Source organism: Nocardioides sp. (assembly GCF_035547795.1).
GTDB lineage: Bacteria > Actinomycetota > Actinomycetes > Propionibacteriales > Nocardioidaceae > Nocardioides.
This window is the reverse complement of the sequence record NZ_DASZUF010000063.1, coordinates 1-12,670: the sequence shown is the minus strand read 5'-3', so window position 1 is coordinate 12,670 and position 12,670 is coordinate 1. Positions and strand designations below refer to the sequence as shown.

Sequence of the window (12,670 nt, the reverse complement as noted above, 5' to 3'; positions counted from 1 at the left end):
CCGATCAAGGTCCGGCTGGTCAAGGGCGCCAACCTCCCGATGGAGCGCGTCCAGTCCTCGCTCTACGGCTGGCCGCTGGCGACGTGGGGCTCCAAGCGGGAGTCGGACACCTCATACAAGAACGTGCTCAACTACGCGCTCACCCCCGAGCGCACCGCCAACGTCCGGCTCGGCGTGGCCGGACACAACCTCTTCGACGTCGCCTACGCGTGGGTGCTCGCCGGCAGGCGCGGCGTCCGCGGGATCGCGGGGGCCGTCGAGTTCGAGATGCTGCTCGGCATGGCCGAGGGCCAGGCCGAGGCGGTCCGCGAGACCGTGCAACAGGAGGGCGTCGGGCTGCTGCTCTACGTCCCGGTCGTCCACCCGCGGGACTTCGACGTCGCCATCGCCTACCTGGTGCGCCGGCTCGAGGAGGGCGCAAGCCAGGACAACTTCATGTCGGCGGTCTTCGACATCCACGCCGACAGCGGGCTCTACCGCCGCGAGCGGGAGCGCTTCCTCGCCTCGCTGCGGGCCGTCGACGGCTCCGTGCCGACCCCGAACCGCACCCAGGACCGCCGCCGGCCGGTCACCGCCGCGCCGATGACCTCCTTCGCCAACACCCCCGACACCGACCCGTCGCTGCCCGGCAACCATGCCTGGGGCCGCGAGATCATGAGCCGCATCGCCGGCTCGACGCTCGGGGTCGACCTGGTGCGGCAGTACGCCGTCGACTCCGTGGCCGACGTCGAGCGGATGGTCGACGAGGCGGCCGCGGCCGGGCCGGCCTGGGGCGCGAAGACCGGCGCCGAGCGGGCCGCCGTACTGCGCGCGGCGGCGGTGGAGCTCGAGCGCCGCCGCGCGGACCTGCTGGAGGTGGCCGGCTCCGAGTGCGGCAAGACGCTCGACCAGGGCGACCCCGAGGTCTCCGAGGCGATCGACTTCCTCAACTACTACGCCGACCTGGCCGAGGGGCTCGACGCGATGGACGGCGCCCGGGCCGTCCCGGTCGCGCTGACGCTGGTCACCCCACCGTGGAACTTCCCGATCGCGATCCCGACCGGTGGCGTCGCGGCCGCGCTGGCCGCCGGCTCGGCGGTGGTCATCAAGCCGGCCCCGCAGGCCGCGCGCTGCGGCTCGCTGTTGGTCGAGGCACTGTGGGCCGCCGGGGTGCCGCGCGACGTACTCCATCTGGTGCACGTCCCCGAGAACGACGCCGGCCGCGCGCTGGTCGCCTCGCCGAAGGTCGACCGGCTGATCCTCACCGGCGCGTTCGAGACCGCGGCGCTGTTCCGCAGCTTCCGCCCGGATCTGCCGCTGCTGGCCGAGACCTCGGGCAAGAACTCCATCATCATCACGCCCGACGCCGACCTCGACCTGGCCGTCAAGGACCTGGTCTACTCCGCGTTCGGCCACGCCGGGCAGAAGTGCTCGGCGGCCTCGGTGGGCATCCTGGTCGGCTCGGTGGCGAAGTCGGAGCGCTTCCGCAACCAGCTCGTCGACGCTGTCACCTCGCTCAAGGTGGGCCTGCCCTCGGACCCGACCACCCAGGTCGGCCCGGTGATCGAGCCGGCCGGCGGCAAGCTGTTGCGCGCGCTGACCACGCTCGCTCCCGGCGAGTCCTGGCTGGTCGAGCCATGTCGGCTCGACACCGAGGGCCGGCTCTGGTCGCCCGGGGTGAAGACCGGCGTGAAGCGTGGCTCGGAGTATCACCTGACCGAGTACTTCGGCCCGGTCCTGGGGCTGATCGAGGCCGACACCCTCGAGGAGGCCATCGCGATCCAGAACGAGACCGACTACGGCCTCACCGCCGGCCTGCACTCCCTGGAGCGCACCGAGGTCGAGAGGTGGATCGCCGCGGTCGAGGCCGGCAACGCCTACGTCAACCGGTCGACCGTCGGCGCGGTGGTACGCCGCCAACCCTTCGGCGGCTGGAAGCGGTCCGCGGTCGGCGCCGGCACCAAGGCCGGCGGCCCGAACTACCTGATCGGGCTCACCGACTGGGCGCCCGCCCGCGCCGGCCGGACCGCGGCGGTGGCCGGTGCCGCCGCGCGCCTGCTGGCAGGGGCGACCGCCCTGGGGCTGGACGCCGACGGCTTCCTGTCCCGTGCGCTCGGCTCCGACGCCGCGGCCTGGGCCGACGAGTTCGGCGTCGCCCGTGACGTCAGCGGGCTGCTCGCGGAGAAGAACGTCTTCCGCTACCTGCCGGTGCCGGCCACGGTGCGAGTGGAGTCGCCCGACGCGGCGTCGGTGGTGCGGGTGGTCGCGGCCGGCCTGGCCGCGGGCGCCCCGGTCACGGTCTCTCTCGGCGTGGAGCTCCCCGCCGAGGTGTCGGCTCTGCTGGCCGAGGCCGGCGCGACGGTCGTGACGCAGGACTCCGACGCCTGGGCGGCTACCCTGCGAGGCCCCGACGCACCGCGGCGGGTGCGCCTGATCGGCGGCTCCCGGGCGACGTTCGCCGACGCGTCGCAGGGCCGCGCGGACGTCGCCCTCTACGCCCAGCCCGCCGTGGAGGCCGGACGCATCGAGATGCTGACCTTCCTCCACGAGCAGGCCGTCGCCATCACCGCGCACCGCTTCGGCTCCCCCACGCCGCTGGCGGAGGGGCTGTTCGGCTGACCTACACCCGCCGCAGCAGCGCCGCCAGCGCCTGACCCCCACCGATACACATCGTGACCACGCCCAGCTCGAGGTCGCGGCGGACGAGGTCGCGGACGACCCGCAGGGTCAGGATGGCGCCGGTCGCCCCGACCGGATGACCCAGCGCGATGGCGCCACCGTAGGGGTTCACCCTCGCCGGGTCGAGCTTCGCGTCCCGGATGCAGGCGATCGCCTGCGCGGCGAAGGCCTCGTTGACCTCGACGACGTCGATGTCGGCGGGGCCGGTGCCGGTGGTCGCGAAGAGCCGACCCAGTGCCAGCACCGGGGCGTAGCCCATCAGCTCCGGCTCCATCGCGGCGGTGGCGACGGCCTCCAGCACCGCCAGCGGACGCAGCCCGCGCTCGCGTGCCACGGACTCGCGGGCGACCACGACCGCGGCGGCACCGTCGTTGATGCCCGAGGAGTTGCCGGCGGTGACGCTGCCGCCGTCGCGGAACGCCGCGGGCAGCGACGCCAGCGTCTCCACGGTGGTCTCCGGCCGCGGGTGCTCGTCCACCTCGACCCGGCGCGGTCGGCGACCGGCGATGTCGACCGGCACGATCTCCTCGGCGAAGACGCCCGCGGCCTGGGCCGCGGCGCACCGGCGCTGCGACTCCGCGGCGTACTCGTCCTGTTCCTGGCGGGAGACGCCGTAGCGCTCCGCGACGTTCTCGGCGGTGACGCCCATCGGGATGTCGTGGAACGGGTCGGTGAGCATCATCAGGGTGCCGTCGACCAGCTCCCGGTGGCCGAGCCGGTAGCCGCGGCGCGCCCCGAAGTCGTAGAACGGCATCCGCGACATCGACTCGTCGCCACCGGCCAGCGCGAGGTCGGCACCGCCCCAGCGCACCTGCATGGCGGCCGACCAGATCGCCTGCAGGCCCGAGCCGCACAGCCGGTTGACGGTGTACGCCGGCACCCGCTCGCGCAGCCCCGCGGCGAGGGCGACCCGGCGCGCGTTGAACGCGTCGGCACCGACCTGCCCGATGCACCCCATCACCACCTCGTCGACCGCATCCGGGCCGACCCCGGAGCGCGCCAGCGCCGCCCGGGCGGCGACGGCCCCGAGCTCGTGGGCGGGCACCTCGCTCAGCGCACCACCGAAGCCGCCGATCGGCGTGCGCGCGCCGTCGACGATGACGATCCGTTCCTCGGGCATGACCCGTCCTCTCCGTGTGCCGCTCTCAGGCGGTCCGCGCCCGCAGCGCGCTCTTGGACAGCTTTCCGGTGCCGGTCTTGGGCAGCACCGGCATGAAGACGAACTCGTCGGGCAGCCACCACCTGGCGACCAGCGGCGAGACGTGACGCGCCAGGTCATCGGCCGAGGTGGCGCTGCCCTCGCGGAGCACGACGTAGGCGATCGGCCGCTCGCCCCACCGCGGGTCCGGGCGCGCCACCACGGCGACCTCGGCGACATCGGGGTGGGAGGCGATCGCCGCCTCCAGCTCGACCGAGGAGATCCACTCCCCGCCCGACTTGATCAGGTCCTTCATCCGATCCGCCAGCCGGACATAGCCCTCGCCGTCGATGGTGGCGAGGTCGCCGGTGCGCAGCCAGCCGTCCTCGGTGAAGGCGTCGGTCGCCTCGACCCGGAAGTAGCCGCTGGCCACCCACGGTCCGGCGACCTGAAGCTCGCCGATCGAGCGACCGTCGCGCGGCGGCTCGTGGCCGTCCTCGACGTCGCTCAGCCGCAGTCGGACCAGCGGCATCGGCTGCCCCTGAGCGGCGCGTACGGCGACCTGCTCCTCCTCGGCCGCGCCTGCATGCCGGCTGCGGGTGCCGCCGATGGCGCCGACCGGGCTGACCTCGGTCATCCCCCACGAGTGCGTGAGGGGCAGGCCGACTCGGGCCCGGTAGGCCTCCGAGAGCGAGGCCGGGACCGCGGCACCGCCGCCGAGCAGCATCCGCAGCCCGCTCAGGTCGTGGTCGTCCAGCCGTGGCAGCAGGCTGGTCCACACCGTCGGGACGGCGGCGGCAAGCGTGACCCGCTCTCGCGCCATCAGGCTCAGCAGGTGCTCGGGCTCGGCCGAGGGTCCCGGCAGGACGAGAGCGGCGCCGGCGAGCATGGCGCCGTACGGAAGTCCCCAGGCGTTGGCGTGGAACATCGGCACGATCGGCATCACCACGTCGCTCTCCGCGATACCGACCAGGCCGGCGGCGAGCGTGCCCAGGCAGTGCAGCATCGTCGAGCGGTGGCTGTAGAGCACGCCCTTGGGCGGCCCGGTGGTGCCCGAGGTGTAGCAGAGCCCGGCCGCGAGGTTCTCCTCCTCGGCCGCGAAGGCGTCCTCCAGACAACCCCGGTACGGCGCGGCGCCGGCGACCAGCTCGTCGTAGTCGAGCACCCGCGGGTCGGCGGGGACCGCCGCGTCGCTGTCGTCCGGCAGCACGATCCAGTGCCGCACCCGGGAGAGCCGCTCGGCGCTCGGCCAGATCCGCGGCAGCAGCGCGCGTTCGACGAAGACGACGTCGTCCTCGGCGTGGTCGACGATGTACTCCAGGTGTTCCGCCGAGAGCCGGATGTTGAGCGTGTGCAGCACCCGCTTGGTGGCCGGCACCGCCAGGTAGAGCTCGAGGTGGCGACGGTTGTTGCTGGCGAAGGTGGCGACCCGCGCGCCGACCGGCACGTCGAGGTCGTCCAGCACGGTGGCGAGTCGGCGGGCGTGGTCGGCGACCTCGGCGTAGGTGACCCGCTCGGTGCCGGCCGTGGCCACGGTCTTGTGCGCGAAGAGCTGCTCCAGCCGCTCCACCAGGTGCGCGATGGTCAGCGGTCGGGGCTGCATCAGCCCGGTCAGCATCGCGGCCCGCCGGCGACATAGAGCGTCTGGCCGGTGGTGAACGACGCCTCCTCGCGGACGAAGAACGAGACGGCGGCGGCGATGTCGTCCACGGTGCCGGTGCGGCCGACCGGGATGTCGGCGGCGAACTCGGCGAGGAGCTCGTCGTACGGCTTGCCGAGCCGAGCCGCGGTGGCCTCCAGCATGTCGGTGGCGATGAAGCCCGGCGCGACGGCGTTCACGGTGATGCCGAAGCGGCCGAGCTCGATCGCCAGGGTCTTGGTGAAGCCCTGCAGCCCCGCCTTCGCGGCGGCGTAGTTGGCCTGACCCCGGTTGCCGAGCGCCGACGTGCTGGACATCGACACGATCCGGCCCCATCCCTCCTGGACCATCCAGCGCTGCACGGCGCGGCTCATCAGGAAGCTGCCGCGCAGGTGGACGCCCATCACGCTGTCCCAGTCGGCGGTGGTCATCTTGAACAACAGGTTGTCGCGGGTGATGCCGGCGTTGTTGATCAGCACGGTGGGCGGCCCGAGCCGCTCGGCGCAGGCGTCGACGGCAGACTGGACCGCCGTCTCGTCGGCGACGTCGGCGCCCAGGGCGATCGCCTCTCCTCCGGCGGCGACGATCGCCTCGGCGACCGGCTCGCAGGCGGCGGCGTCGAGGTCGAGCACCGCGATCCGGTGGCCGTCCTGGGCCAGGCGGTGGGCGACGGCGGCACCGATGCCGCGGGCCGCTCCGGTGACGATCGCGATGCGCGCGGGGTCGGTCATGGAGATTCTCCTTGCTCGAGGTGGGATGGGGTGGGTCACTGCGGCCCGGGTACGTCGACGGTGACGGCCTCGACCCGGCCCTCGCGGACCCCGGTCTCGGCGGGCTGCCAGCTGTTGGCGGTCAGCAGGAACAGGCTGCGGCCGTCGGCGCCGCCGAGCACACAGTCGGCCGGCGCCCGCCCCGGCACGTCGACGACATCGGTGACCTCGCCGCCGGCGACGACCCGCAGAAACCGGCCGTTGCCGATGCAGGACGCCCAGACGCCGCCCTCCACGTCGACGCACAGTCCGTCCGGGGTGGAGCCCTCCGGCAGTTCCGCCCAGACCCGCTTGTCGGCCAGGCCGCCGTCCTCGCCGATCTCGAAGGCGGTCAGCCGAGCGGCCCAGGTCTCGGCCACGACCAGTGTCCTGGTGCCGGGCAGGATCACCGCCCCGTTGGGGAACACCATGTCGTCGGCCACCATCCGCGGCGGGGCCGACGCGGTCAGCGCGAAGATCGGACCCGGCCGCTGCGGTGCGCCGCCGTACAGGTCGTAGCCGAAGCCGCCGACATAGGCGGTCCCAGTCGCGTCGACGACCACGTCGTTGATCGGGGCGTCGGTCAGCCCGGACAGGTCGGCGTAGACCCGCTGGTCGCCGCGGAGGTCGTCGCGCAGCACCAGCCGGCGGTGCATGGAGCTGATCAGCAACGACCCGTCGGCCAGCCAACCCAGTCCGGACGGCTGGTCGTCGATCCGGGTGACCACCTCGGGCCGCTCGCCCGACTCCGGGTCGACCCGGAAGATCTCGCCGGTGTGCATGTCGGAGAACCACAGCCGGCCGCCGTGCCAGCGGGCACCCTCGGGGAACCTGAATCCGTCGAAGAGGGTCTGGGGTGACATCGGGACGGTCCTTTCTACGGGCGGTGGAGGAGCAGAACGAGCTGGGTCACGCCGAGGACCACCACGGCGAGGGCGACACTCGCGGTGGCCGAGCCGACGGCGACCACGCGGCGTCGGCGGAGGGCCGCCAGCGCCGCGGCGCCGGCCAGGACGGCGCTGACCAGCGCCGCCGGAAGCGACCACGACAGCCAGACGCGACCCAGCGCGAGTGCCGCGACCAGCGTGGAGAGCACCGTCCGCTCCCAGGCGAGCATCGTCCGCTCGCGCTGCAGGCCCGGTGGTGCGGCCATCGGTTCCTCAGGTCCCGACCAGGGCGGCGAGCACCCCCACCGCCACGAGTCCGGTCGCGGTGGCGACGACCGCGGCGGCCCGTGGGGCGGGCAACGCCGTACCGGTGCGGACCGCCCGCTCGGCACGCGCCCACCGGAACCACGAGAGCACCGCGCACAGCACCCCCGCACCGACGAGTACGACGACCAGTGCGCGCCGCAGCCCCGGCCACGTGGAGACGCCCACGGCATCGAGCGCGACGCCGCCGGCGACCAGCGCGAGCGCGGTCCGGATCCAGGCCAAGAAGGTGCGCTCGTTGGCGAAGGAGAACCGGTAGTCCGGCTCCTCACCGAGGTCGTAGACCCACCGTGGCCAGCGCTCCGGCTCAGCCCTCATGGCTCATCGACTCGAGCACCCGGTCGTAGACCGCCAGCACCCGCTGGTCCAACTCGTCGACGGGTACGCCGATGTCGCGCGCCAGCGCCTCGCGGAAGATGACGTAGCCCTTGTACGCCGCGACGGTGAACGCGTGCATCGCCACCGCGTCGGCGTCCGCGGGCAGGTCACCGGAGCGTTGGTCGCGCTCCAGGGCCGCCCGGGTCCGGGCCAGCTCGGGGAGCACGTGGTAGTCGGGGTCGCCGTCCATCGCCAGCAGCGCCTCGACGAGGGTCACCCGCGGGTCGGCCAGCGCGTCGCGGAACATCGCCCGCCGGCGCTGGATGAACGACGCCTCCCAGTGCCGCTTGGCGCCCGCCGCCCATGCCTTCGCCCAGTGGGCGACGGCCGAGCGGAGCAGGGAGCGCCGGTCACCGAAGTACTGGTAGATCTGACCCCGGTTGACCCCGGCACGGTCGGCGACCTCCTGGAGGTTGACCCCGCCGAAGATCCCGTCCCGCTCGAGCAGCTCGAAGGTCGCCTCGAGGAGATCGGCCTCGGTCCGGGCACGGTCTCGCGAGCGCCGTCGCTGAGCCAGATCCTCCGGTGCCTGCTCCATGTCGCTCCCCTGGGCTCGGTCTCCTCGTCCTCGGCCGCGAGTCGGGCCACCCCGCGCGCTGGCATCGTACTGAGCCGTCACAGCGCACCGTCGCGTCGAAGCTGCTCAAGTCCCTCCGCGTCCAGGCCGAGAAGCTCGCCCAGGACCTCGGCGGTGTGCTCCCCCAGCGCCGGCCCGGCCCAGCGGACCTGACCGGGGGTGGCGCTCATCCGCGGCAACGGCGCGACCATCGGCACGTCGCCGAACTCCTCGTCGGCCACGGTGATCAGCGAGCCGCGGGTGTTGGCGTGCGGGTCGTTGACGATGTCGGCCACACTCATGATCGGCGAGGCGGGCACGTCGGCGTCGCTGAGCATCTTGACCACCTCGTCGGCGGTCAGCTGGGCGACCCAGCCGTCGATGATGCGGTACAGCTCCTCCTGGTGCTCGACCCGGCTCTCCCTGGTGGCGAAGCGCGGGTCGCGTGCCAGCTCGGACATCCCCATCACCGAGGCCAGCCGCGCGAAGAGCGGATCGGTGCCCGCGTGCAGCGACACCCGGCGGCCGTCGGCGGTGTCGAAGTCCGAGGCCGGGACGATCCGCGGGTTCTTGTTGCCGAGCCGCTCGCGGACCGTGTGCTCGAGCCCGTACGCCGTGACCGAGTCCTCGCTGGCGCGCAGCGCTGCCTCGTACAGGGCCAGGTCGATGACCTGACCCGGGCCACCGGCCACGTCACGGTGGTAGAGGGCGCCCATCACCGAGAACGCCGCCATGTAGGCGCTCATGTAGTCGATGACCGAGTAGCCGCTGCGCACCGGTGGCCGGTCCGGCTCGCCGGTCACGTAGGTCAGGCCGCTGTAGGCGCTGGCGATCCGGTCGAAGGCACCGCGGTCGCGGTAGGGCCCGGTCAGGCCGAAGCCGGTCAGGTAGAGCAGCACCGCTTGCGGGTTGAGCGGCTGCAGGTGCTCCGGCAGCATCCGGTAGCGCTCCAGCGTGGGCGGCCGGAAGTTGGTGATCACCACGTCGAAGTGCGGGACCAGCCGGTGGAACACCTCCTGGCCGGCGCGGGTGCGCAGGTCGAGCGAGACCGACTTCTTGTTCCGGCCCTCCTGGAGCCAGCCCGGGGAGCGACCGGACACGCGGGTGAAGTCGCCGACGTGCGGGTCCTCGACCTTCACCACCTCCGCGCCGAAGTCACCGAGAACCGTCGCCGTCACCGGCCCGGCCAGGACCGTGGCCGCGTCGAGCACCTTGATGCCGGAGAGCAGGTCCCCCCGAGGGGAGCCGCCATGGTGGCTGGACAAGTGCGTCACTTCCCTTCCGCCGCATCGACCACGAGCGAGAGGTCGATCAGCTCACTGGGCTTGACGGTGCCCTGATAGCGCAGGGTGTCGGGCACCGAGGAGTACATCTGCTGCAGGCGGGTGACCGAGACGGCCGGCACGTTGAAGTCCCACGGCGGCGCGGGCGCGACCTTCAGTACGTCGGGCGTGGTGCCCAGCAGCTGCGCCACCTGGCTCACCACTGCCGCGTTCTGGTGGTAGTCGCCGGCCAGGTAGGTGTTGACGGTGCGCTCCAGGGCGCGGAAGAACGCGACGCCGGCGGCGCGCTTGTCGTCCAGCAGCCTCGTGGTGGCGAAGTAGCCCGCGATCTGCATGTCGTGCGGGTAGCCGTCCGCCGCCTCGAACGCCGTGCCGGGCTTCAGGCTCGCGGTGAACGGAGGGCCGAAGGTGGCGCCGTCCAGGCTGCCGTTCTCCAGCGCCTGCACCATCGAGCCGATGTCGTTGAAGACCTTCATGTTGACGTCGCTGGACTTCAGGCCGCCCTGCTTGATGGCGGCGTAGAGGCCGTACTCCGACGGCGCGGCCAGGCCGCCCGGGTTGACGCCGATCGTGGTGCCCTTGAGCTTGGCGGGATTGAAGGTCTGCGCCGTACCGAACTTGCTGGACATGTAGAGGCCGCTGTCGGGTGCGGAGGACGCCACGCCCGAGACCCACCTGATCGGCACCTTGTTCCGCAGCGCGTTGAAGACCAGCGCCTGGGCGCCGGCGTAGGTCAGGTCGATCTTGTTCTGACCCAGCAGGGTGAGCAGGTTGGGGACGGTGTCGGTGACGAAGGAGACGTCGAGGTTCTCCTTGGCGAACTCGCCCTTGGCCTGGGCGAGCAGCGCCGGCGCCTCGAGCTCCAGCTTGGAGGGGATGCCGACCTTCAGCGTCTCCTTCTTCGGCAGCGGCTTGGCGGCCGGGGTGTTGGGCGCCCCCGACAGCTTCACGCCCGCGGGCAGGGTCGACACCTGGTGGGCGTCGGCGCCGGCGGAGCCCGCGGACTGGGCCGAGCCCGAGCCGCAGGCGCTGGCCAGCACGAGCATGCCTGCCACCGCCACCGCGCTGAGGGCGCGCGGGATCATTCGGTTGGTCATGGGTTCTTCTCCTGGGTTGCGTGAGGGCGTGGTCAGGAACGCCGGAATCGGGGTCGCTGCTGGGGGATGAGGAGGTTGAGCAGGAGGCTCACCAGGCCGGTGAAGATGACGCCGATGAGACCGGCGATGATGACGCCGGCGTACATCGTGGCCGGGTCGAAGACCTGCGAGCGCTGGTAGATCAGGTAGCCCAGGCCGCTGTCGCCCGAGACCATCTCGATGCCGACGATCACCAGGATCGCGATGCCGGCGGTGAGCCGGATGGCGGTGGCGATGGCTGGCATCGCCGCCGGGATGACGACATGGCGCAGCAGTTGGCGACCGTTCGCCCCGAGCACGGCGGCGGCGTCCTTGTAGCCCTGCTCGACCGAGATCACCGCAGCCGTGGCGGCCAGCACCACGATGAAGAAGACGCTCACCGCGACCAGCACGATCTGGGGCAGGTCGCCCAGCCCGAAGATGAGCAGGAACAGCGGGAACAGCGCCAGCTTCGGCAGGGTGTAGAGGCCGATCAGGGTGTTCTCCAGGGCGGCCCGCGCCACCCAGGACATGCCGAGCAGCAGGCCCAGCAGGACACCGCTCACGACGCCGACGACGTACCCGATGACGAGCTTCTTCACGGTGTCGAGGACGGCGTCGGTCATCACACCCTCGCGGAAGGCGTCGATGCCGGCGGTCCAGATGGTGGTGGGCGCGGGGAAGAACCGGGTGTCGATCCAGTTCTGCCGGGCGGTGATCTCCCAGAGGACGAACAACACCACCGGCGTACCCCAGGCGAGCGCCAGTGTCACCGCCCGGCGGCGCCGGGCGTGCTTGCGCGGGGTCCGCTCCTCCGAGCCCGGTACCCGACGGATGGTCTGGACGCCGGTCACCTCGTCACGCGACGTCATCAGCGTGCTCACGCTGCTCCACCTCACCTTTCAGAAGACGCCAGATGTGTTCCTCCAGCGCCCCGAACTCCGGCGCCGAACGGGCGTCGCGGGTGCGGGGCCGCGGGAAGGGGACCTCGAAGTCGTCGAGGATGCGGCCGGGCCGCGAGGACATGACGACGACGCGGTCGGCCAGGAGCAGCGCCTCGTCGATGGAGTGAGTGACGAACAAGATGGTGCGCCGGTTGGCCTCCCACACCCGCAGCAGCTCCTGCTGCAGGACCAGCCGGAGCTGGGCGTCGAGGGCGGCGAACGGCTCGTCCATCAGCAGGATCTCGGGGTTCGCCACGAAGGCCCTGGCCAGGGCGACGCGCTGCCGCATGCCACCGGACAACGTCGCCGGGTATGCCGCCTCGAACCCGGCCACTCCCGCACGGTGGAGCCAGTCGCGGGCGACCACGTCGGCCTCGCGACGCGAGACGCCGGCGATGTCCAGCGGCAGCCGGACGTTGGCCAACACCGTCTTCCACGGAAAGATGCCGTAGTCCTGGAAGACCATCGAGCACAGCGGCGTGGAGGGCTCGACCCGGTCGATCTCCAGCTCACCCGCCGACGGCGCCGCCAGGCCGGCGACGATCCGCAGCAGCGTGGACTTGCCGCAACCGGACGGCCCCACGATGGCGACGAACTGACCGCGCTCGACCTCGAGGTCGATCGGGCCCAGGGCATGCACCGTGTCGCGACGGGCGACGAACTCCCGCACGATCCCGGAAGCCCGGATGACAAGGTCGCTCACTGGACTACCTTCCTCGCGTCGGCGGTCCTGGATGGGCCGCTGATGCACCCCAGGTGCCGTCGGGTCACTGCCCTGCTCGCTCGACCGTGAGAGGTCCAGCATGAGTTCTGCAGGGCCCGGCGGACACCCGGGACGCCGTGATCGTCGACAGGGCTGTGCGTCAAGGCCGGGTAGGTCACCGGCTGGGAACGCCGATCAGTGAGCTGACTGACAGATGCGTCCCGGCACCGAAAAGAGGGTGCCTCCCCACTGGGTCTAGCAGCGAGGAGGCTGACGTGAAGTCTGCCAGCACCACC

The 12,670-nt window shown here is 72.3% G+C and carries 12 protein-coding genes; 1 reads left to right on the top strand and 11 read right to left on the bottom strand.

Annotated features, from left to right (window positions below):
* On the top strand, positions 1–2,598 hold a 2,598-nt coding region (locus VHA72_RS04665), incomplete at its 5' end, for a proline dehydrogenase family protein (protein WP_325573279.1).
* 1 nt (position 2,599) lies between these two features.
* Here VHA72_RS04665 and VHA72_RS04660 read toward each other — a convergent pair.
* The 11 genes from VHA72_RS04660 to VHA72_RS04610 form a co-directional block, all read right to left on the bottom strand.
* Positions 2,600–3,778, bottom strand: coding sequence for a thiolase family protein (locus VHA72_RS04660; RefSeq protein ID WP_325573278.1), 1,179 nt, complete (start codon positions 3,776–3,778; stop codon positions 2,600–2,602).
* A gap of 25 nt (positions 3,779–3,803) precedes the next feature.
* On the bottom strand, positions 3,804–5,414 hold the full coding sequence (locus tag VHA72_RS04655; RefSeq protein ID WP_325573277.1) for a long-chain fatty acid--CoA ligase: 1,611 nt from the start codon (positions 5,412–5,414) through the stop codon (positions 3,804–3,806).
* The gene (fabG, locus tag VHA72_RS04650) at positions 5,408–6,166 is read right to left on the bottom strand and encodes a 3-oxoacyl-ACP reductase FabG (RefSeq protein ID WP_325573276.1); all 759 of its coding nucleotides are present in this window, start codon (positions 6,164–6,166) and stop codon (positions 5,408–5,410) included. Before fabG ends, VHA72_RS04655 begins: the two co-directional genes overlap by 7 nt.
* 35 nt (positions 6,167–6,201) lie before the next feature.
* Entirely contained in the window at positions 6,202–7,047 is an 846-nt protein-coding gene (locus tag VHA72_RS04645) for an SMP-30/gluconolactonase/LRE family protein (RefSeq protein ID WP_325573275.1), read from the bottom strand.
* Between the two features lie 14 nt (positions 7,048–7,061).
* Entirely contained in the window at positions 7,062–7,337 is a 276-nt protein-coding gene (locus VHA72_RS04640; RefSeq protein WP_325573274.1) for a DUF202 domain-containing protein, read from the bottom strand.
* A gap of 7 nt (positions 7,338–7,344) precedes the next feature.
* Positions 7,345–7,713: a YidH family protein gene (locus VHA72_RS04635; RefSeq protein WP_325573273.1), complete on the bottom strand. Its 369-nt coding sequence runs from the start codon at positions 7,711–7,713 to the stop codon at positions 7,345–7,347.
* Positions 7,703–8,311 (bottom strand): TetR/AcrR family transcriptional regulator, encoded by a 609-nt coding sequence (locus tag VHA72_RS04630; protein ID WP_325573272.1) that lies wholly within the window; start codon positions 8,309–8,311, stop codon positions 7,703–7,705. Before VHA72_RS04630 ends, VHA72_RS04635 begins: the two co-directional genes overlap by 11 nt.
* 77 nt (positions 8,312–8,388) lie before the next feature.
* Positions 8,389–9,603: a CaiB/BaiF CoA transferase family protein gene (locus VHA72_RS04625; protein WP_325573271.1), complete on the bottom strand. Its 1,215-nt coding sequence runs from the start codon at positions 9,601–9,603 to the stop codon at positions 8,389–8,391.
* On the bottom strand, positions 9,600–10,709 hold the full coding sequence (locus VHA72_RS04620) for an ABC transporter substrate-binding protein (RefSeq protein ID WP_325573270.1): 1,110 nt from the start codon (positions 10,707–10,709) through the stop codon (positions 9,600–9,602). Before VHA72_RS04620 ends, VHA72_RS04625 begins: the two co-directional genes overlap by 4 nt.
* Positions 10,710–10,741: 32 nt before the next feature.
* Positions 10,742–11,611: an ABC transporter permease gene (locus tag VHA72_RS04615; protein ID WP_325573269.1), complete on the bottom strand. Its 870-nt coding sequence runs from the start codon at positions 11,609–11,611 to the stop codon at positions 10,742–10,744.
* Complete coding sequence (locus tag VHA72_RS04610; RefSeq protein ID WP_325573268.1) at positions 11,586–12,374, bottom strand: ABC transporter ATP-binding protein; 789 nt, start codon at positions 12,372–12,374, stop codon at positions 11,586–11,588. Before VHA72_RS04610 ends, VHA72_RS04615 begins: the two co-directional genes overlap by 26 nt.
* Positions 12,375–12,670: the final 296 nt, after the last annotated feature.

Bases quoted from the DNA above. Each gene is read 5' to 3' on its own strand.
- VHA72_RS04620 (WP_325573270.1), bottom strand. From the start codon at position 10,709: ATGACCAACCGAATGATCCCGCGCGCCCTCAGCGCGGTGGCGGTGGCA.
- VHA72_RS04655 (WP_325573277.1), bottom strand. From the start codon at position 5,414: ATGCTGACCGGGCTGATGCAGCCCCGACCGCTGACCATCGCGCACCTG.
- fabG (WP_325573276.1), bottom strand. From the start codon at position 6,166: ATGACCGACCCCGCGCGCATCGCGATCGTCACCGGAGCGGCCCGCGGC.
- VHA72_RS04660 (WP_325573278.1), bottom strand. From the start codon at position 3,778: ATGCCCGAGGAACGGATCGTCATCGTCGACGGCGCGCGCACGCCGATC.
- VHA72_RS04645 (WP_325573275.1), bottom strand. From the start codon at position 7,047: ATGTCACCCCAGACCCTCTTCGACGGATTCAGGTTCCCCGAGGGTGCC.
- VHA72_RS04630 (WP_325573272.1), bottom strand. From the start codon at position 8,311: ATGGAGCAGGCACCGGAGGATCTGGCTCAGCGACGGCGCTCGCGAGAC.
- VHA72_RS04640 (WP_325573274.1), bottom strand. From the start codon at position 7,337: ATGGCCGCACCACCGGGCCTGCAGCGCGAGCGGACGATGCTCGCCTGG.
- VHA72_RS04635 (WP_325573273.1), bottom strand. From the start codon at position 7,713: ATGAGGGCTGAGCCGGAGCGCTGGCCACGGTGGGTCTACGACCTCGGT.